Origin of the sequence: Testudinibacter sp. TW-1 (genome assembly GCF_050613185.1) — a bacterium.
Taxonomy (GTDB): Bacteria; Pseudomonadota; Gammaproteobacteria; order Enterobacterales; family Pasteurellaceae; genus Chelonobacter.
Genome location: NZ_CP192511.1, coordinates 1113019 through 1132581, shown reverse-complemented (window position 1 = coordinate 1132581; position 19563 = coordinate 1113019). Strand labels below are relative to the sequence as shown.

Genomic DNA, 19563 nt, shown 5'->3' with positions numbered 1-19563 from the left:
CGCAAACAGCGCCATATTATAAAAAATGCTGTATTTAAAAAGGAGAAACCAGATGTTAACGTTAGAAATCGATGAGAACAGCTACACCTCAAAAGAGCTGAGTTGGTTGGCATTTAACGAGCGGGTGCTGCAAGAAGCCTATGACGAAAGCAATCCGCTGTTAGAACGGATCCGCTTTCTGGGGATTTTTGCCTCCAACCTGGATGAATTTTACCAAGTGCGGTTTGCCAACCTGAAGCATAAGCTGTTGATCATCCGTGAGCAGGAGTCGCTGCCCGCCCAGCAGATCCGCAGCCAATTGGAAGTGATTCAGCAGCGAACGGAACAGTTAAACCAAAAATTCGATGAAATCTACAGCCGCCTAATGCTACGGCTGGCAAAGCATAAAATCTTCCTACTGAACGAAAACCAACTCTCCCCTTATCATCAAAACTGGCTCAAAGATTATTTTAAACGCGAAATCAAACAATATATTTTCCCGATTATTCTGAATGAAGATATTGATTTGCTGCAATCGCTCAGCGCACACAACTCGAACCTGATTATCGAACTGAAGAAAAACAAAAAAATCCAAACCCTGGCGATTCTGCCGATTCCGTCCGATTCGCTTTCACGTTTTATCGTGCTGCCAAAAGAGCGTTATAAACGCCATCAAGGTATTATTTTATTAGACAACGTGATCCGTTTTTGTCTGGAAAATATCTTTGCCGATGCGATTTTTGATTATGATGAAATCAGTGCTTACTCGATCAAAATGACGCGTGATGCCGAATACGATTTGATCACCGAAGTGGAATACAGCTTATTAGAACTGATGTCAACCAGCCTGAAGCAACGGGTCACCGCGCAACCGGTGCGTTTCCTGTATGAAAAATCAATGCCGAAAAACCTGCTGAAATTACTGAAACAGCGTTTGAACATCAGCAGTCTGGACTCGGTCGAAGCGGGCGGGCGCTATCTCAGCTTCAAGCATTTGCTGCAATTTCCGGATTTGGGCAAAAAAGAGTTGGTCAATGCGCCGCTGTCGGTGATTGCCCACCCGCAACTGAAAAACGAACGGATTATTCTCGATGCCATCGCCAAAAAAGACATTCTGCTGTATTACCCGTACCACAGTTTTAACGTGATCTGCGAATTGTTGCGCCAAGCCTCGTTTGACCCGAATGTAACCGCAATTAAAATCAACCTGTATCGGGTGGCGAAACACTCCCGCATTATCGAAGCCCTGATGAATGCCGCCAACAACGGCAAACAGGTGACGGTGATTATCGAATTGCAAGCCCGCTTCGATGAAGAGGCCAATATCAATTGGGCGAAACGCCTGACCGACAGCAATATCAAGGTGGTGTTCTCCTCACCGGGCTTTAAAATCCACTCCAAATTATTCCTGATCACCCGCCGTGAAAACAACCAACTGGTGAATTATGCCCATGTCGGCACCGGTAACTTCCACGAAGGTTCGGCACGAATTTATACCGATTTCGCTTTACTGAGCAAAAACAGCAACATCACCGAAGAAGTCAAACGGGTATTCCGCTTTATCGAAATGCCGTTCAGCCCGACCAAATTTTCCCACCTGCTGGTTTCGCCGATTAACGTCAGAATCCGACTGTCTTATCTGATCAACCGCGAAATCGAGAATGCGCAAGCCGGTAAGAAGAGCGGGATGATTATCAAAATTAACAATCTGGTTGACCAGCAAATGGTGAACCTGTTGTATAACGCCAGCCAAGCCGGGGTTAAAATCCAAATGATCCTACGCGGCATGTGCTCGTTAAAAGCCGGCGTAGCGGGATTGAGCGAAAATATTGAAATCATCAGCGTGATTGACCGTTTCCTCGAACATCCGCGGGTGTACTATTTTGAAAATAACGGCGATCCGGATGTCTATATCTCTTCCGCCGACTGGATGACGCGCAATCTTGATCGCCGGATTGAAGTCGGTGCGCCGCTATTGGATGCCGAGGCAAAACAGTGCGTGATTGATATTCTGAAAATCCAGTTATCAGACAATGTCAAAGCGCGTATCATTGACGCGAAAGAGAAAAATGAATATGTGCGCAACCGGCAGCCGGCTTGTCGCTCGCAGCTGGCGATTCACGACTATCTATCCGCCAAAACCGTATCGACCAAATAACAGACTAAGTCACCGACCAAGCAACTAAAGAGTAATTATTATGAACCAACAAACCACCTCAACGGAATCGACCGCCAAAGAATTCGCCGCAATCGATCTGGGCTCCAACAGTTTTCACATGATCATTGTCCGCATTGTCAACGGCTCGATTCAGGTGCTGTCGCGCTTAAAACAACGGGTGCAGTTGGCACAGGGGTTGGACGACAAACTGTATCTCAGTCAGGAAGCCATTGCGCGCGGGGTGGCTTGCCTGGCACTGTTTGCTGAACGGCTGCAAGGCTTTCCGCCGGAAAATGTACGCGCGGTAGGCACCTATACCTTACGCCGTGCCGTCAACAATGATGAATTTCTACAACAAGCCGCCGAGGTTTTTCCGTTTCCGATCCGTATTATTTCCGGCACCGAAGAAGCCAAACTGATTTACTCCGGCGTGTCGCATACCCAGCCGGAAAGCGGGCGTAAACTGGTGGTAGACATCGGCGGCGGCTCAACCGAAATGATTATCGGCGAAGGCTTCACCCCGCTGATCGCCGAAAGCCGCCATATGGGCTGCGTCAGCTTCGGCAAAACCTATTTTGCCGACGGCAAAATCAGCAATAAAAGTTTCCAAGCAGCCAAACAAGCGGCATTGGAGAAAATCGAAGATCTGTCGTGGGAATATCGTCATCTCGGCTGGCAATCGGTGTTGGGTTCTTCCGGTACGATTAAAACCGTCAGCCAGATTGTCAGTGAAAACTTCGATTGCGACGGCGTGATCACCGCCGACAATTTACGGCAACTGATTGATAAAGTGCTGAAATTTGATAATTTTGATAAGTTGAAAATTGCCGGCTTAAGTGAAGATCGAGTCAGTGTATTTGTACCCGGTTTGGCAATTCTAAGTGCGGTATTTGAAAATTATCGCCTCGAACAAATGCGCTATTCCGACGGTGCATTGCGTGAAGGCGTGATGTACGGGTTGGAAAGCAGTTTCCAAGTGGACGACATTCGCGAACGCACCGTCAACAGCTTGATGGGGCATTTCAGCGTCGATCAGGAACAAGCCCTGCGCGTTGCCGACACCGCCGTACTGCTCGGGCAAAAATACCAACGTTGGAAAAATGCCGATTTAAGTGCCGATATGCAGAATATCCTGTTATCGGCGGCATTACTGCACGAAGTCGGGATTATGATCAACCACAGCGGGGTACAGAAACACTCCGCCTACATTATCCAAAACAGCGAACTGCCGGGCTTTGACCGTTGCCAACAACGGCTGTTAGCCAATTTAGTGCGTTTCCAAATCAAATCCTTCAAACCGGCGGATATTCAAAACGACAACCGTTACGAACTGCAAGATGTGTTGGCATTAATCGTGCTGCTGCGCCTTGCCCTCATCATCAACCGCTCGCGCCGCGCCACCGAACTGACTGATAAATTCACCCTCGATGTCAGCAGCAATTTCAACCGCTGGGAACTGGAATTTGAGCAAGGCTATTTGGAACGTAATCCGCTGACCCAAAGTGAATTAGGCGAAGAACAAGCTTTTTTGATGAGCAGCCTAGAGATTAATTTGCAGTTTAAGTAATCGCTTGCCCAGCACCTAACATTTCCCTCCCTCCACGTACGGAGGGAGTACTATTGTCGGGCTGACGTCCGTCACTCGTTCCGGCTCGCCTTTGTCGTTTTTGATTACCTTGCCGTTTTCGTCCTTGTTCAAGTCCGAACTTGCGCTCACCCCAATGCTCGCGCTCACCGCCTTGCTCTCACTACGGTTTTCAATGTCGTTGAAGGTCAGTTTGTTGGTAACAAGGCGGTTTTTGTCGGTTTGCTTGCCCGTGATGGCGCCGCCGTTCAAGTGAACATTATTCGCCTCCACATCATAATGTTCTTCGGCAAACAAACCGCTTTGACGATTGACCTGTTGACGATTGGCACTGCCTTGTTGTGCGCTTGCGTTGGCACTCGCCTCCCAAGCCGTACCGAACGACACCTGCACCCGTCCGCCGACACTGCTGCCGCTGCTTCGCTGCTGCTCCCCGTCTTGTAAACTGTTAATCGTCAGGTCGCCGCCAATCCGGGTTTGAATCTGTTTGGCGTGCACCTCCGCCCCGTTCAACGTCGTATCGCCTTGGCTTTTGACGATAACCTTATCCGCATCCACAACACTATTATGATGATAAATGCCTTCACCCTGCTGACCGCTGCGGTTATAACCGGCTTCAACATAAGCATAGACCCCCGTTTGTTCGCCGACGGAATAACCCACGCCCACTTGCGCGCCGCTGCTGCGTTGGCTGCTTTGTTGGCGATAACCGTCCACGCCCGCATTCAGTAAAATCTTGCCTGCCGCGTCAAACTCAACCGTACCGCCCGACGTGCGCTTGCCCTCACTGTCTCGGGTGGTGAGAGTGGTGTAGGTCGCATCAATATTGCCGCGGCGTGCCGTCAAACTTACACCCTCTGCCCCATTGAGATGGTTGCCGACCGCACTTTCGCTATAACGGGCGCTGTCGCTTTTCGCTTGGCTAAAGCCAACGCCGACTTCGCCGACATAAATACGATTATCATCACTAAAACAAATACCTCCTACCGCACTTCTCCTCTCAGGAGGCATTTTTGATTTTGCCAACTCCGAAACAACAATAAATTATTGCTTTGATTCACTGACGGTTATTCAATAGTTTTTATTCATTATTTACCATAGCAAAATTTAAATTAAAAAATCAATATTCACCAACATTATTACGATACCACTCTTTTAATTTTTCTAATATAGAAATAAAATCCACTAAATCAATGCTAGAAAAAAACATCATCTCCATCAATCTCTTCATAGTTAAAAAAAGCATCATCATTAAGTTTCCAAGCGAAAAAACTTTTTTATCATTCCTAGCGCACCGCTTAATAAAATCATCAAAACTATCCTCTAACGTTATCCTATAACCAGAGCAAAAATCACCATTTAAAAAAAACCTACTCTTATAGTTGTTGCAATTTATACTTTCATCATAATAATATGTTTCTTTTAGTATCAGCTCTAAAGAACTCAATAAAGAAGGAAGGTATGTAGTATCATCCAATGTTCCCAACACGTTTCCACTTATAACAATTTGGAGAGGGACTAGCTTTTGCTTCAATTCCATTTCATTTATTTCGAAATAGAAATTAGAGTTTCCCACTTTCATTTTACACCTCCCAAATCTTTAAGTGATTTAGGTATATCATTCATTTTTATAGCTCTAGATTGACCAGATAAAGTTTGACCATCAGTTGAACCATCCCAATGAAAGTTTCCATTATTATCATTTTGAAAACGATGATATACAGGGATATTATTTCTATATTCAATAGCCCATTTATTTTCAGGGTCATCATCTACAATAAAACTTTTATTCCATAGCTCCACATGATTTTCAGGAATTACTGATTTTGTATTATTATATTGAACTTGATTTTTCCCTTTAGGATCGTGATGCCCTGGGTTCTCATAATATTGAGCAATAACTAGCTCTCCGCCATCATTATATAAACTATAAATTGTCAATTATCTTTAAGTTCATCCATATAGGATTGTGCTTCATAAATAAATTGAGTTTTTACTTCACTGTTTTCATTAATAGTTAATATAAACTTTCTCCAGTCACCACCAGTTTGAGTTTGCATCTCAGCATAAAGCTTTTGACAAAAACCCTTCAATTGATTATTAGACTCCGCATTTAAATTCATAGATTGCCGAACACCATTAACTACTATTAATAGCCTAGTCTCCACCCAACCTTCATCTGGATTAAACCTATATATATCTTAGAGTATCAAATTTTTTGTTAGCTTCAAAAAACATTCGACATATACTATTAAGTATATCAAACTGCTTTTTCATTATTTTCCACCACCTTTTTGATTAATAAAATCCTGAGTGAACTCCTCGCCATCAATTATAAATCTCACTTCTAGTTTATCTGGTCTTGATGAACTCAGATTATCACGCATGAATTTTACAGTTATATTATCCACTGTCTTTCCCTCAATATGAGCTTTTCTAAGTATATTTTCAAAATAGATCTTATATGCTGAGTTATTAAAATTGCTATTTTGTGGAAATAAACTATAATGGTCGCAAGAACCACCCATTGCGCAAGCTTGGATGTGCCCACCTACATCTCCATCAATCCCCTCTTTACCTACCGCAGTCTGACGACCATCTCGAACACCTTTATTTTCAAAATCAGGCTTAAATGATATTTCTTCAACATATCCATTCTGATTAGTTCGAAAATAAGTTCCATTTGATAGATTGTATTCAGCATTCGGTCTCAACTGATTGATTGCTTTATAAGCCTCACTCCTTTTTTGTCTTGCCATATCAATATTAACATGACTATCATCAAGGCTATCTTCATCTTATATCTCCCAAATCCTTAGAGGATTATCCTTTGCATACACAACTTTGGAAAATAAATTTCAACTATTTCCAATCAATAGGAACAACACCTGTCTTATTACGCTCGGATTCTGGAATTGGGATATTTAATTCTGGCAATGCCAAAAATAATATTTTTGCGAAACGATTAATAACATTCAATCTCCACGCCTCATTATCACAAAACTTATCAAACAATAATTTAGGAATAGCAATTTCACACTCGCCTCCCATATGTCCACCATATTGAAAGCCAATATAAAAACATTCATTACTTCCTTATTTACCCAATATCCTATAGGCAATAAATTTTGTTTATCAATAATATTTAGATTCATTAATAAGGCACACCTCTATTAACCCATACATCATCTATTAAATATTGGTCATTCTTTCTATTCTTACAGTCATCAACAAATCTAATAACTTCATCAAGATTATTTGGATAATTTGAAAACATATCATCATTTATTATATAATGCTCTTCATAATCGGCTATACCAATAGTTAATGGTATTGATATATAATATCTATTATCTAATGTATCTATCCCAATGGAAAAAAAATTATCTTTATTTACATAAATATCTTTAAATCTACTCATTTATTTTCCTTATTTCTAAATATTGATTAAATTTATTATCAAAATCAATAATAGCTTCAAGTTTACCATTCGGTAACTTCCCTCCTGGAACCCACTGTTCATTTACTCCAGCTTCATTTCCGCTTGGTATTCTTAAATTAAAACGATGTGGTTCATTAATATCTACTCTTAAAATATTGTTAGATAAATAATTCTCTGGCAGTCCAAGCTCTTTTTCTATAATTCTTAGATTTCCATTTGAATTTTCCCATAAAACATCTGCTTCTTTTTTGCTCAAAACAAAAGCTGTATTATCTCGTTGGGATAGCCCATATTTATTAAAATTACTTTCAGGAATAAACCTAACCGCCCCATCATCAAACTGAGATAAATGTGCATCTATGTACTCTTTAGGTAAATATTCTGTTGGATCTGGTCTCTTTCCTTTTTCAATCAATAGAATTTCATTAATTTTAGCCTCAGTTAGTGGGTAACCAATCGGGCTAGAAATAACATCAGTTTTACCCAATTTCACCGCACTTTTAGCTCCTGTTTTCACCAGATTTAAAGCCCCTGCTGTACTGCCAATTACGCCGAGTTCGGTTGATAAATACACCTGCATCCGCATCACATCCGCTTCTCGTGTTTGACCACTGGCTTCTAATCTATCCGCTTCCGCTAATTGTGATTTTATGTTGTCTGAAATCGTTGTAATTGGTGCTTCAGCAAAGGCTTTAATCGCCCGCCCCATCTCACTTAATTGCGCTTGTGAAACTTCGTCGCCCGTCATCGCTTTTGCTGTAATCGTTGCCAGTTCAACAGAATCCGTAATCCCCTCTTTTGCAATTTTGACTAACGCTTCTCTTGCCACGTCCTCTGCATATTCGCGTTTCGCATTGGCATATTGGGTGGCAATATCTTTATATTCTCCATGTTGTATTTCAGCTTTTGGATCACCATAACTATAAAATGCTGAACTCAAGGTAATCAGTTCATTTGCACAAGCTGTGGTCATTCCACCATAACAAGCAAGCTGCAAATCCTTATCTCGCTGATGATCCAGTTTCACTAAGTCTGTTAATTCTTGGGCTTCCTCTTCCGTTAAGCCTTCTTTTTGGCGTTTGGCAACGAGCTCTAGCTGTCGTGCAAGCTCTTGTTTAAATAAATAATTATTCTCCACCGCACTTTCCGCTGTCACCTGCCCAATCGCGGCATTAGCAAGCGTATCAGCGAGGTTCGTCGTGCCGTTTGTCGCGTTGCTCGCCATCCCTGCCGCCAATGCCCCTGTCAGGCTGCTGAGGGCGGTGATGTTCTGTTTCTCGCGCTCGTTTAGGTCGCTCGCCTTTTTGCCGTAGAGGGTTTGTGCCAACAGCTCTGCCGCCGCTTCCCCCGCTATCCCTGCCGCCGCACCACCCAACGCACTGCCGCCGTTAACTTGCGCTTCTACCGCACCCAAAATACCGTGCAGGATAAATTAGATTGGCCCGGCAATTTTATTTAATATTCCACCAATTATTATGGAAAATCAGGTAACGAAAATATAATTTTCTCCACTGTGCCCTTTGGATATCTAATCTCATTAAAGCTCTTTTCATTATCAAAGCTATAAAAAAGTCTTTCACTATCACCAGAATAACCCATACATAGTCCCAATTGAGTATGTCCTCCTCCCAACTCTGTAACTTCTATTGCAAATACATCTTTTAATGTCAGTTTACCCCATTTATTTACATCAAAATTCTTTTCCCCAAATTCTCCATTTTTTGTTATTCCTGCTGGATAGTATTTATTAACAAATGACTCTTTTAAATTAGAAAAAACTATTTTCAAAGTATAAAGTTCATCATTTCCAGCTGGATATATAGTCTCTCCTATTAAAATTTTTATTTCTCCAAAATACCACCCTCGTTCAATTTCATCACAAGACCAGAAAAAACCAAAATCATTTGTTTCATTGATTAACTTATTCATAATTATCCCTTACTTTAAGTTTGGATTACGTTTTTGATCAGGATATAGCTTTTTTAAGCTAGATTTTTGGCGATTGGTTAATATTAATGGGCTACTTTTATCTGATGTAGAACCCGCCCAATGCCAACTGTGGGTACTATCCCCCATAAACCTATGAATGTTACCATTTGAATCAATGGTGAATCTTTGCTTTTCAACCTGTACTGATTTATTAAATAAATCCAAAGAATTTGTCGGTTCAATCCCTGCATTAGGTCTATTCCCCGCACCGCCCTTTGATTGGCGTTTTCGGTGTCGCGCGAAAGTGCTGTCGGGGTTTCGCCGTCTCTCACATCGAGGTTGATGTTTTGGCTGACCGCACTTTGTGTCGTGCTGCTGTCGCTTTTATTCATGTTGCCCAGCAAGCTCGCCGCCATGCCTATCGCTTGGGTTGGGCTCATGCCGCCACTGCTTGAAACCCCTGCGCTAATACTCTGAATACTGATGTCGCTGTGGTTTTCAATATTCTCTGTGGTTAAACTGCCCGTGCTGAAGCGGTTTTTGCTTGCCTCTGCTTGGCTGTCTATTACCGCCCCTTTCAGGTGCGTGTTGCCCCCAACATGAAGGTTCATGCCGTCTTCGCCCACTCTCAACCCTGTCTGTTCAGTCACTTGTGCATAGTTCACTTTGCCTTTGCTCAAGCTGGCATTGACCGAACCGCCGCCACCTGAGCCGTAAGTGATAGAGAAGCTGCCGCCGGCTTGCACCTGTTTGCTGTCATAATGGTTGCTGTCTTGGCGGCTAGCGAGGGTTAAATCCCCTGCAATCGTGCCGTCCAGCCGTTTAGCGTTAATCACCGCACCGGCTGCCGTGGTGCTGCCTTGGCTGTTTAAGGTCAGGTTTTGTGTGTTGATGTCGCTGTTGCGTTGAATCACGCTGTCGCTGTTCTCTCTGCCTTTGCCGACCTGTGCCGAGCCTTCAACGCCAAAACCGTAGCTGTTGCCGTTCGAGCCGACGAACACGCCTACGCTCCAACCGCTGTTTTTATTGTCGCTGCGGTTGCGGTATTCATCTTGCACCGATTGAATATTGATGTCACCTGCCGAGTCAAGTGTAGTGTTGATGGCATTCAGGCGTGAGCCGAGAATATCAAGGTTGCCTTCCGTCGTGCGCAAGTTGATATTACCCGCATTGATTTCACTGCCGCTGTGGGTTATCTGTTGAGTATGGCTGGTCGATTTGGATTGGCTCGAACCGACACTGAGCGAGATTTTCACCTGCGGATTCGACGTCGCCCCCTCTTGCATTGCGCCGTTCATCATATTGCCGATGGTGTCCGCCGTGTTCGCGGCAGCCTGTGCCGCCATCGCCGCTTCCGTCGCCGCTTTCACTTGGTAAAGTGCGCTCAAACGGCTGTCTTTCACTTCTCCGCTGCGTTTCAGGCTTTGCCGTGCTGCTAACGCGGCGTCCGTCACCGGCGTGGACAGTGCCACGGTTAAACCCGACTGCTTAAATTCATGTTTTTCGCTGCTTTCGATGATATCTTTGCCCGCTTCCACTTTCAGTGTCTTGCCGCTGATATCAATCGCCTTGTCCGCCTGTGCAATCAAATCGGTACCGAGAATATTGACATGATTGCCCGCTTGGATAGTCACATTGCCGGACAAACTACCTACCGCCGCACGCGCATCACTTTGGGTCGTGCCTTTTTCGTCGTATTGATGGGATTGGCTTTGTGAACCGAAGGTCAAGCACAAGTTTGTAACTGGTGCCAAAAAACCTTGGCATTGATTGTAATAATCATTATTAAACAATCTCCACTTCACCCCTTTTTTCCCTTATACAAGATTATTCATTTAATAGCACCAGTTACAAACTTGTGCTATCACAGGTATTTTATTCTAAATAAAACTTAAATGGGAATTTATCCTTATACTGACTAAATACTTCACATTTATATTTAGACTCTGATGCAACATAGGTTAGGACATTGACTATTTTATAAAACTCATCATCTCCCAAGTATTTTTTTGAAACATCATGATCACACCAATATAATACCGAATTCAACCCTGCCCCCATACTCATTACATCTCTCAGAGCATCAAGATTATATCCATAACCATGAATAAAAAACTCAGCATTTAAAGCATCTCCTATTTTTTTATGGAATGACTTTGTATCTTTTATATTATTACCATCAATATAAATATGCTTTATATTATTCATCACTTCCATCTCCCCATTGGTTCAATGGTGTTATAATGATCTCTTGTAAAATATAGCAAACCATCATTCGAGTATAATAATCGTTCCCCACCTCTACTTTTTGTGCCATTATAATTAACGTCAGCTTCATACCATATGCGATCAATAGCTTTTGGTAACAATCCATTACTATTTAAATAAATATCACCACCAAGTATTTTTCCATCTGGCACAGGTTTTTTACCTGTGCAACCACCCTAAACTTTCAGCCTTAAATTTACTAACATAATTCTCTGGTAATTTTCCTGTATTCTTTAAGCTATCAATCAAATGATTAGCCGCTTGCTGAGTTTTTAGATCTAATTTCAATGCTTCATATATTGCTGCATTATGTGCTTGATGATTAAATTCGGTTATAGGATAACCTACTGTTTTATCTACAACAGGCAGCTTCTCGTTTGCACTAACTCCTTTAGGCAAATTCTTAATCGGTATTGCAATCCCGGTTAAAATACCGGATAAATGTTCAAGCGCTGTCTGATCTCCATAATAAGCATTATTTGCCATTGACTTTATTGCATTCCAGCTATCACCATTCATCAGGCTATTTAACGCATCTACTGCTCCCTGATTTTTTGAAGCTAAATCTTTTTTAGCCTGCCCACAATAACTGTCGCCAATCGCACAGGTTATTAAAGCAGCACTTGCATCAAAAGCGCCATCTAATGCAAGGACACCAAAATCACCTGTTTCAGCGATAACATTAATAACACCGTTAATCAATTGAGAGGCTGTATTATGACCGAGTTTATACCTCACTTCTTGCTTATAACGCGCTTTATCTTCTTCTAATTTTCACCTAAATTCATCACCATATAATGAATTATTCTCCACCGCCCGTTTTCCAATCTCTGCACTCACAACCGCACTTTGGGTGCTGTCGCCGACCAAGGCGCCGCTTAAGCCTGCGGCAATTTGGCTTAGCGCCGAAACGGTTTCTTTTTGCTCTTCGGTAAGTTTATCCGCTGTTGTACCGTAAAGCTGTTCGGTGATGATTTTTGCCGCTAACTCGCCGCTTGCCGCACCCGCTGCGTCCGCAGCGGCATTGTTGCCGGTGGCGTAGGCTTCAATCGCGCCTAATACCTTTGTTTAATATTAAATTGGTCAAATTCATCAATATTAAAGTCCGTTGATATAATTACTATTGCTGAAAATATTTTATTACCACCTTCTTTCAGACCCAAACACTGAATAAAAACATTAATATCTCCAATTAACTCTATCATTGGCATTAAAATTTCTTCTCTCAACTTTCCATTTTTCTGCAAGATAGTATTTGTTAAGAAATGAATCAATTACCACCCATCAAACACTAGCTTTAACCTAAATATTATTGCACATTAATTTCATTAATAAATTTATATATTTTATTCACTAAAATCTTAAGATTGTTAATGTCTATATTAACTTTAGTTACAATATCGTTATAATGAAAAACTAAATATTCCCCACACTTTCCTTTAAAAACATAAATCTCCAACCCAGAATCTCCCAATTCTGCCACTTCCAATTCAACACCAATTTTTTGGGGATATTTTTTTTTAAAATCATCATCTGGAATAATCTGATGAGGAGTGTCATAAAAATAACCAAGTCTTGATATTACCGCTTCTTTAAATAGTTCTCTCCCATCAAGGATATCACTATTTTCATAGTAAAATTCACCTTCAGAAAATTGCAATAGTCCTGCCATATACTCAGTTATTAGATTTATCGTCCAGCCAGTGCCAAATGCTGGATATATTTTTTCTTGAAAAATAAAATTAAAAGCACCATATAAAAAAGAATTATCTTTTTCAAGTATATCTATATGTACTAGAAATTTTTTATCAGGAAACTCATCATATCCAAAAATCATTTATTTCCTCCTTCTAATCTTTTTATTTCTCTATTAAATTTTTTAAGCTCTCTATTTTTGGACATTGGTGAAATAGTATCACCTGTACTTCCAGCCCAATGGAAAGCGCCTACTCCATCCTTACTTTCATTGAAAAATCTATGAATATTTCCTTTTGTATCTATTGATAATCTTATTTTAGGATCAGATGTTTCGATAGAACTATTAAATAGTTCTAAAGAATTTGTCGGTTCAATCCCTGCATTAGGTCGATTTCCCGCGCCCCCCTTGGTATGTTTAGGATTCGATTGATAAATTAGACCATTACCAGCCGCTATTGGTTCAGGGTGAGGTATCGCCGATGTTTTCTTGATAATTCTAACATTACCAAAATTTGACCCTATTGTTCCCGGCTCTACAATCACCTCATATTGGGCTAACGATTTAACCTTATTAAGAATACCTTGAGGGTTAATTTTAACGCCTGATAAAGCTCCCGCTATACTATATCCTGCTAAAGTATAGCTCGCTAATTCTTCCGACTCCTCCTGACTAAACCCATAATTTTTATAACCTTCTACATATCCTTCATACATAACTCGGGCAACATTAGCTTCAGGTGTTGTGCTATTCAATAAGTCAGCAATTTCCTGATAGCCTTGTTGTTTTTCTTTTGGCAAATGATAAGCTAGTGCCGTATAAGTTTCTTTTGCTGCAATAGCATCTTTCCTTGCCTCTGCACATTCTGCACTATATGCACTTCTGCAAGCATCAAGTAACGCTTTGTTTGTCGCCAAGTCTTCTTGAATGAGCTCCTCTAATCGCTCTCTGCCTTTTTCTGTTAACTCACCTTTTGCTAACTGATTTAATAAATATGTTTTTTCTTGATGTTTAGCACTGTTTAAATAATTATTCTCAACCGCACTTTCCGCTATCGCTTGCCCAGTTGCCGCATTAACAAGTGTAGTTGTGCTATCCGTAGCTGTTCCATCTGCCTGTGCCGTCACCGTTGCCGCCAATGCGCCGCTCAAACTACTCAACGCCGAGATATTTTGCCGCTCCCTCTCATCTAGTTCACTTGCACTTTTGCCGTAAAGGGTTTGTGCCAACAGCTCTGCCGCCGCTTCCCCCGCTATCCCTGCCGCTGCGCCGCCCAACGCACTGCCGCCATTTACTTGCGCTTCGACCGCACTTAGGATGCCGTGCAAGAGCAGGTTCGCCTCTTTATCGACGTTGCCTTCTTTATCTGTTGTCGACGCTTTAATAAGTTTGTTCGCTTCCGGTGAAAGTGCGGTTGCCAATAGCTGTGTTGAGCTGCCGTTGGCGAGTGCGAGGCTGATAACTTTGCTGGCGGTATCCAGTGCCCGGCTGTAGTCACCGCCCGTTCCCCATGCCTCCGCTTGGCTTTTGGCTGCGTCGTAATCGGCTTTGGCTTGTTCATATTGCGCTGGATTGCCGCGTTTTGCCGCTTGTTCGAGCTTGGCTTGGGCTTCCGCCTGTTCGGCTTGGGCGGCAGTGTGTTGCTGTTTGCTGAAGCTCGCTACCCCTGCACTGATGTCCGCAACCGCACTTTGCATGGCTTTTTGTGTCGCAAGCGTTGTGTTGATGTCTTTTGGTTTTTCGGTTTGCGCGTTGCCTGTTGTGCTGTCGCTGTTAATCCCCAACGCTGCCGCCGTGGTTTGGGTTGGTTGGCTGTCTTTGTCGAGGATAATGGTGCCTTCGCTCAAGGTCGCTTTGGTGACGCTGCTATCCTTGCTGCGGCTGTACATCGGCAAGCCGCCCGTCGGGCTGACGTCCGTCACTCGTTCCGGCTCGCCTTTGTCGTTTTTGATTACCTTGCCGTTTTCGTCCTTGTTCAAGTCCGAACTCGCGCTCACCCCAATGCTCGCACTCACCGCCTTGCTCTCACTACGGTTTTCAATGTCGTTGAAGGTCAGTTTGTTGGTAACAAGGCGATTTTTGTCGGTTTGCTTGCCCGTGATGGCGCCGCCGTTCAAGTGAACATTATTCGCCTCCACATCATAGTGCTCTTCGGCAAACAAACCGCTTTGACGATTGACCTGTTGACGATTGGCACTGCCTTGTTGTGCGCTTGCGTTGGCACTCGCCTCCCAAGCCGTACCGAACGACACCTGCACCCGTCCGCCGACACTGCTGCCGCTGCTTCGCTGCTGCTCCCCGTCTTGTAAACTGTTAATCGTCAAGTCGCCGCCAATCCGGGTTTGAATCTGTTTGGCATGCACCTCCGCACCGTTCAACGTGGTGTCGCCTTGGCTTTTGACGATAACCTTATCCGCATCCACAACACTATTATGATGATAAATGCCTTCACCCTGCTGACCGCTGCGGTTATAACCGGCTTCAACATAAGCATAGACCCCCGTTTGTTCGCCGACGGAATAACCCACGCCCACTTGCGCGCCGCTGCTGCGTTGGCTGCTTTGTTGGCGATAACCGTCCACGCCCGCATTCAGTAAAATCTTGCCTGCCGCGTCAAACTCAACCGTACCGCCCGACGTGCGCTTGCCCTCACTGTCTCGGGTGGTGAGAGTGGTGTAGGTCGCATCAATATTGCCGCTGCGTGCCGTCAAACTTACACCCTCTGCCCCATTGAGATGGTTGCCAACCGCACTTTCGCTATAACGGGCGCTGTCGCTTTTCGATTGGCTAAAGCCAACGCCGACTTCGCCTTTTATCAGATAACCTTTGTCCGATAAGCCCTGGTAGGTGCCGTAGCCTTTGGCTGCCAGTGCCGCGGTTTGCAACGCGTTTAAACGATCGTTGGATTTGGCGTTTTTGGAGGCGTGTTGATCTTGGTAATCAATAGACACGCCATCACTAAAATGTACAAAGTTACCTACCGCACTTCTGCGCTCAGAAGGCGTTTTCGATTTTGCCAGCTCCGAAACAACAATAAATTGTTGTTGGGATTGGCTGAAGATTATACGGTAGGTGTTTTTGTTCATTAATATTTATGCAATTACTTTTAATTAAATTTTAAAACTCTAAATTTCGCAAATAAAACCTCAACTTCTATAACCATCAACAATATTTAAATAATGATTATAATTTTCAAAGTCGTAACATACAAAATTAACCCTCTCGACAAAATCATTACTTATCAAGAACTCACATGTAGATTTCAGTGCAATTTCGGCAGCTTGTTTTTTGGGAAAGTTATATCTTCCCGTTGATATATTTGGAAATGAAATGCTTTTTAGTCCATAATACTTCATTAAAGAAAAGCAAGTATTATATGTTTTTTCTAAAATGAAATTTTCATTATGTAGCCCATCTTGCCATACAGGACCAACAGCATGGAAAATATATTTTGCAGGTAGATTACCCGCGCTTGTAGCAACTGCATTTCCAACTTTACAGCCACCCTGCATAGCTTTAATTTTATAACATTCCTCTAAAATTTTCTTTCCTCCAGCTCTATGTATCGCCCCATCAACTCCGCCGCCACCCAAAAGACTTGTATTAGCTGCATTAACAATCACATCAACAGATATTTTAGTAATGTCACCTTTTATAATAAATATTTTATTAAAAATATGTTTCATGAATTATCCTATCAAAATCCAAAAATAAATTTTCATTTAATTCATCTGGAGAAAATAATCTATGATAAAGATCTTGTTCAAGAAGCATATCAAACAAATATATTTCAATCCAATTACCACTCCAAAAATCAAACATTCCAACATACCTTAAACTCTTACTAGAAAATTCAAATCTCTTTAAATCTCCAAATTGCCCTTCTCTATAATAACTTTCTTTAAAATCAAAAAACACTTTCATTTCAGGATAAATATTGAGGTAAAAAATTTCTATTAAATCCATATTATTTTTCATCCAAAATTTTTATATTATTTATTTTAGGTGATAGCTCCCCTCCCTGTTTCATTAATCTAAATTTTTGAGAAGATAAGGCTTCTTCACTAATAGTTTTAAACCATCCCTCTTTACCCCCTTGTATTAAGCTATTAGTAGGTAAATTAAATTCAACATATACACTACCTTTTGGTGCAGCCCCCCTAAAATCAGATGCTCCATTCAAAGATATGAAAGTCTGTCCTCCCGCACCTGAAATCATTTTTTGATCTTTTTGTATACGTTCTAATTCATACTTTGACATCCAGCGTCCAACTCTTATATGCTCAACACCATCTATTTTTGCTTTTTCTCCTAATTTTAATGGTTGATAATTATTTACAACACCTGTAACTGGAAGATCTTTTAAATATTCAGTCGCTATTTTAAAATCTTTATCTTTTGTGTTAGTTGAAGATATAGGTGAATTTACTCCACGCCCAATCACAACGCCACTTTCCCAAGCGTTACCCCAGTGTTCAGTATCTTTTAACTTGTTATCTAATCCAACCCCGTCATAACCTAAGTCTCTTAAGCTCTTTTCATCAAAGATCCGATAAATATCACTGTCACCACCGCCTGCATAATGACCAACAACCTCTGATACATCGTTCTTATATAAGCGACTTTCAGCTCCAACTTCTCTACCTGAAACTAATGCGCCTTCCGCCATTTTTGGCAAAATAGTTGAAATAATATCGGTATAATCATTTCGACTTATTATTTCGTTTTCTGCCAATTGCTTAATGATTTCAAGCCCCTCAGAAGTCGCTTGACTGTTCAATACTTCGATTTGTTGGCGACAACTGTCAGTTATACAAGCGAGATACGCCTCTGTAAAATCTTCTGTAGATTTTACACCGTTTTCTTTCAACAATTCGACTAGAGCTTTATCCTTTTCAGATCTCAGATAGCTTTCACCCTGACGATTTAAAAGCGCATTATTCTCCACAGCACTTTCCGCTGTCGCCTGCCCAATCGCGGCATTAGCAAGCGTATCAGCGAGGTTCGTCGTGCCGTTTGTCGCGTTGCTCGCCATCCCTGCCGCCAATGCCCCTGTCAGGCTGCTGAGGGCGGTGATGTTCTGTTTCTCGCGCTCGTTCAGGTCGCTCGCCTTTTTGCCGTAGAGGGTTTGTGCCAACAGCTCTGCCGCCGCTTCCCCCGCTATCCCTGCCGCTGCGCCGCCTAAAGCGTATCCCTGGATTTCATTAATTTTAGCTTCAGTTAATGGATAACCAACAGGACTTAATTATATTATTTCCTATAAATACTCGTGCAATATTTAAAAGCCTCTCTTATTTTCATCCCTAATTCTTCATCTGAAATTTCTAATGGATATTCAAATTCAATTGCTGTCCCATCTTTTTTCTTAACCGCTGTCGATCCATCAAGAGAATCCTGATGATGAGGTGTTATTGTAATATTATCTTCCATATCAATAGATAAAAAATCCATAGTGTTATATATTGCTTTTCTACTTTTATAGCCAAAGTGTTCTTGTAACTGTTGCTCTATTTTTTTACCAAATAATTGCACCTCACCTGAATTAAATATCTTATAAAACTCATCTAATGGAATCTCTCTGCTTTTTAACAAAGCCTCTTTTGCGGATTCACCTAACATTTTATCATCAATATCCACTGGCAAAAAAACAGGATCTTGTTCAGGATCTGACATTGATAACAACCCTTGTAAAAAGTAAGTAATTAAAATTACATCCTTATTTTTTCTTATTAAAATATTTTTTGATTTAGCCATTTTATTTCACTTTTTTAATAATGATTTCCATGCTTATTATATTTTTCTAAGGATCCATGCTGAGAACCCCATTCATAAATGTTACCATCCTTATCTTTCCATCTATTCCTCAATTTAATACCCCCCTGCACTGGCGTTTTCTCTTTTGATCTTACTAGATTAGAAAATCCTGTAATATCTTCCATCTTCGGAGCAGGATGAGATTTCTAACCTTTATTTAAACATTTTTTATTATTCCTGCTGGATAGTATTTATTAAAAAATAATTCTTTTAAATTAGAATCAATCATGTAATAACTCTATAAACTCCTCAAAGTTTTTTGCCACAAGATTAACTACTGGATTCATAGTTCCATCAGCATCCTGAATATAATCATCGTGATATATTAAAACCACTTTCGGCTCTTCATCAACCTCTAAAAACCTATAATCAAAACAAATATAATCGCCATTACCACTAACACCAAAAGGGACTATACCTTTCATATCATCATAAAATGGAAAAAGCTCCAATTTTGAATATATATTATATGGATTAACCTCACCATACCCTAAAAAACAAATATCCCTATCATTAATCTCTCCATCTAAATCAACATAATCAAAAATATCATTTTCAAGCCTTAAGAAATTGTGATTACTTATTAGATGTTTATAAGAACTGGGGAATTTAATCTTCATTTTCCTTTCAAATTCATTAATTAAAGAAATATCTACTTTTCCATTATCTCGATAAACCTTCAATAGTTCCAT

Annotated in this window: 23 protein-coding genes and 1 pseudogene; 2 read left to right on the top strand and 22 right to left on the bottom strand. The window is 41.4% G+C overall.

Features of this window, described 5'->3' with window-relative positions; genetic code table 11:
• The first annotated feature begins 52 nt into the window (after positions 1–52).
• Together ppk1 and ppx are read left to right on the top strand one after the other, a co-directional pair.
• Positions 53–2137 carry a polyphosphate kinase 1 gene (gene ppk1, locus ACQ31U_RS05490; RefSeq protein ID WP_431054068.1) on the top strand — a complete coding sequence of 695 codons (2085 nt, stop codon included), beginning with the start codon at positions 53–55 and terminating at the stop codon, positions 2135–2137.
• A 40-nt stretch (positions 2138–2177) separates the two neighbouring features.
• Entirely contained in the window at positions 2178–3704 is a 1527-nt protein-coding gene (ppx, locus tag ACQ31U_RS05485; protein WP_431054067.1) for an exopolyphosphatase, read from the top strand.
• A 15-nt stretch (positions 3705–3719) separates the two neighbouring features.
• Here the strand turns inward: ppx and ACQ31U_RS05480 are convergent, their stop codons facing one another.
• The 22 genes and pseudogenes from ACQ31U_RS05480 to ACQ31U_RS05375 form a co-directional block, all read right to left on the bottom strand.
• On the bottom strand, positions 3720–4748 hold the full coding sequence (locus ACQ31U_RS05480) for a hemagglutinin repeat-containing protein (RefSeq protein WP_431054066.1): 1029 nt from the start codon (positions 4746–4748) through the stop codon (positions 3720–3722).
• A gap of 94 nt (positions 4749–4842) precedes the next feature.
• Positions 4843–5304 carry a hypothetical protein gene (locus ACQ31U_RS05475; protein ID WP_431054065.1) on the bottom strand — a complete coding sequence of 154 codons (462 nt, stop codon included), beginning with the start codon at positions 5302–5304 and terminating at the stop codon, positions 4843–4845.
• Positions 5301–5663 (bottom strand): hypothetical protein, encoded by a 363-nt coding sequence (locus tag ACQ31U_RS05470; protein ID WP_431054064.1) that lies wholly within the window; start codon positions 5661–5663, stop codon positions 5301–5303. The genes ACQ31U_RS05475 and ACQ31U_RS05470 overlap by 4 nt, the downstream gene beginning before the upstream one ends.
• Positions 5660–5845 (bottom strand): hypothetical protein, encoded by a 186-nt coding sequence (locus ACQ31U_RS05465; RefSeq protein ID WP_431054063.1) that lies wholly within the window; start codon positions 5843–5845, stop codon positions 5660–5662. Before ACQ31U_RS05465 ends, ACQ31U_RS05470 begins: the two co-directional genes overlap by 4 nt.
• Positions 5846–5998: 153 nt before the next feature.
• The gene (locus ACQ31U_RS05460) at positions 5999–6481 is read right to left on the bottom strand and encodes a DNA/RNA non-specific endonuclease (protein ID WP_431054062.1); all 483 of its coding nucleotides are present in this window, start codon (positions 6479–6481) and stop codon (positions 5999–6001) included.
• A gap of 103 nt (positions 6482–6584) precedes the next feature.
• Positions 6585–6773, bottom strand: coding sequence for a hypothetical protein (locus ACQ31U_RS05455; protein ID WP_431054061.1), 189 nt, complete (start codon positions 6771–6773; stop codon positions 6585–6587).
• 103 nt (positions 6774–6876) lie between these two features.
• A complete protein-coding gene (locus ACQ31U_RS05450; RefSeq protein WP_431054060.1) occupies positions 6877–7143 on the bottom strand; it encodes a hypothetical protein in 267 nt (88 codons plus the stop codon).
• Positions 7136–8578, bottom strand: a complete 1443-nt coding sequence (locus ACQ31U_RS05445; RefSeq protein WP_431054059.1) for a VENN motif pre-toxin domain-containing protein — start codon at positions 8576–8578, stop codon at positions 7136–7138. Before ACQ31U_RS05445 ends, ACQ31U_RS05450 begins: the two co-directional genes overlap by 8 nt.
• 59 nt (positions 8579–8637) lie before the next feature.
• On the bottom strand, positions 8638–9093 hold the full coding sequence (locus ACQ31U_RS05440) for a hypothetical protein (RefSeq protein ID WP_431054058.1): 456 nt from the start codon (positions 9091–9093) through the stop codon (positions 8638–8640).
• An 83-nt stretch (positions 9094–9176) separates the two neighbouring features.
• Positions 9177–10847: a hemagglutinin repeat-containing protein gene (locus ACQ31U_RS05435; protein WP_431054057.1), complete on the bottom strand. Its 1671-nt coding sequence runs from the start codon at positions 10845–10847 to the stop codon at positions 9177–9179.
• A gap of 121 nt (positions 10848–10968) precedes the next feature.
• Entirely contained in the window at positions 10969–11301 is a 333-nt protein-coding gene (locus tag ACQ31U_RS05430; protein ID WP_431054286.1) for a barstar family protein, read from the bottom strand.
• Positions 11301–11513: a ribonuclease domain-containing protein gene (locus ACQ31U_RS05425; protein ID WP_431054056.1), complete on the bottom strand. Its 213-nt coding sequence runs from the start codon at positions 11511–11513 to the stop codon at positions 11301–11303. The genes ACQ31U_RS05430 and ACQ31U_RS05425 overlap by 1 nt, the downstream gene beginning before the upstream one ends.
• A gap of 7 nt (positions 11514–11520) precedes the next feature.
• The gene (locus tag ACQ31U_RS05420; protein ID WP_431054055.1) at positions 11521–12063 is read right to left on the bottom strand and encodes a hypothetical protein; all 543 of its coding nucleotides are present in this window, start codon (positions 12061–12063) and stop codon (positions 11521–11523) included.
• Positions 12064–12135: 72 nt separating this feature from the next.
• Positions 12136–12333: a VENN motif pre-toxin domain-containing protein gene (locus ACQ31U_RS05415; protein ID WP_431054285.1), complete on the bottom strand. Its 198-nt coding sequence runs from the start codon at positions 12331–12333 to the stop codon at positions 12136–12138.
• Positions 12334–12670: 337 nt separating this feature from the next.
• On the bottom strand, positions 12671–13198 hold the full coding sequence (locus ACQ31U_RS05410) for a hypothetical protein (protein ID WP_431054054.1): 528 nt from the start codon (positions 13196–13198) through the stop codon (positions 12671–12673).
• Positions 13195–16143 carry a hemagglutinin repeat-containing protein gene (locus tag ACQ31U_RS05405; RefSeq protein WP_431054053.1) on the bottom strand — a complete coding sequence of 983 codons (2949 nt, stop codon included), beginning with the start codon at positions 16141–16143 and terminating at the stop codon, positions 13195–13197. Before ACQ31U_RS05405 ends, ACQ31U_RS05410 begins: the two co-directional genes overlap by 4 nt.
• A 60-nt stretch (positions 16144–16203) precedes the next feature.
• Positions 16204–16743, bottom strand: a complete 540-nt coding sequence (locus ACQ31U_RS05400; protein WP_431054052.1) for a macro domain-containing protein — start codon at positions 16741–16743, stop codon at positions 16204–16206.
• Positions 16727–17023, bottom strand: a complete 297-nt coding sequence (locus ACQ31U_RS05395) for a hypothetical protein (protein WP_431054051.1) — start codon at positions 17021–17023, stop codon at positions 16727–16729. Before ACQ31U_RS05395 ends, ACQ31U_RS05400 begins: the two co-directional genes overlap by 17 nt.
• 1 nt (position 17024) lies before the next feature.
• Complete coding sequence (locus tag ACQ31U_RS05390; RefSeq protein WP_431054050.1) at positions 17025–18194, bottom strand: VENN motif pre-toxin domain-containing protein; 1170 nt, start codon at positions 18192–18194, stop codon at positions 17025–17027.
• A 113-nt stretch (positions 18195–18307) separates the two neighbouring features.
• A complete protein-coding gene (locus ACQ31U_RS05385) occupies positions 18308–18811 on the bottom strand; it encodes a contact-dependent growth inhibition system immunity protein (protein WP_431054049.1) in 504 nt (167 codons plus the stop codon).
• Positions 18812–18825: 14 nt separating this feature from the next.
• A pseudogene (locus ACQ31U_RS05380) lies at positions 18826–18999 on the bottom strand (colicin E3/pyocin S6 family cytotoxin); the annotation flags it as partial.
• Positions 19000–19092: 93 nt separating this feature from the next.
• On the bottom strand, positions 19093–19563 hold the full coding sequence (locus ACQ31U_RS05375; RefSeq protein ID WP_431054048.1) for an SMI1/KNR4 family protein: 471 nt from the start codon (positions 19561–19563) through the stop codon (positions 19093–19095).

Excerpts from the sequence above, each read along its gene's own strand:
- ppk1 (WP_431054068.1), top strand. The coding sequence starts at position 53 with ATGTTAACGTTAGAAATCGATGAGAACAGCTACACCTCAAAAGAGCTG.
- ppx (WP_431054067.1), top strand. The coding sequence starts at position 2,178 with ATGAACCAACAAACCACCTCAACGGAATCGACCGCCAAAGAATTCGCC.
- ACQ31U_RS05475 (WP_431054065.1), bottom strand. The coding sequence starts at position 5,304 with ATGAAAGTGGGAAACTCTAATTTCTATTTCGAAATAAATGAAATGGAA.
- ACQ31U_RS05465 (WP_431054063.1), bottom strand. The coding sequence starts at position 5,845 with ATGAATTTAAATGCGGAGTCTAATAATCAATTGAAGGGTTTTTGTCAA.
- ACQ31U_RS05460 (WP_431054062.1), bottom strand. The coding sequence starts at position 6,481 with ATGGCAAGACAAAAAAGGAGTGAGGCTTATAAAGCAATCAATCAGTTG.
- ACQ31U_RS05455 (WP_431054061.1), bottom strand. The coding sequence starts at position 6,773 with ATGGGAGGCGAGTGTGAAATTGCTATTCCTAAATTATTGTTTGATAAG.
- ACQ31U_RS05450 (WP_431054060.1), bottom strand. The coding sequence starts at position 7,143 with ATGAGTAGATTTAAAGATATTTATGTAAATAAAGATAATTTTTTTTCC.
- ACQ31U_RS05440 (WP_431054058.1), bottom strand. The coding sequence starts at position 9,093 with ATGAATAAGTTAATCAATGAAACAAATGATTTTGGTTTTTTCTGGTCT.
- ACQ31U_RS05430 (WP_431054286.1), bottom strand. The coding sequence starts at position 11,301 with ATGAATAATATAAAGCATATTTATATTGATGGTAATAATATAAAAGAT.
- ACQ31U_RS05410 (WP_431054054.1), bottom strand. The coding sequence starts at position 13,198 with ATGATTTTTGGATATGATGAGTTTCCTGATAAAAAATTTCTAGTACAT.
- ACQ31U_RS05405 (WP_431054053.1), bottom strand. The coding sequence starts at position 16,143 with ATGAACAAAAACACCTACCGTATAATCTTCAGCCAATCCCAACAACAA.
- ACQ31U_RS05400 (WP_431054052.1), bottom strand. The coding sequence starts at position 16,743 with ATGAAACATATTTTTAATAAAATATTTATTATAAAAGGTGACATTACT.
- ACQ31U_RS05395 (WP_431054051.1), bottom strand. The coding sequence starts at position 17,023 with ATGGATTTAATAGAAATTTTTTACCTCAATATTTATCCTGAAATGAAA.
- ACQ31U_RS05385 (WP_431054049.1), bottom strand. The coding sequence starts at position 18,811 with ATGGCTAAATCAAAAAATATTTTAATAAGAAAAAATAAGGATGTAATT.
- ACQ31U_RS05375 (WP_431054048.1), bottom strand. The coding sequence starts at position 19,563 with ATGGAACTATTGAAGGTTTATCGAGATAATGGAAAAGTAGATATTTCT.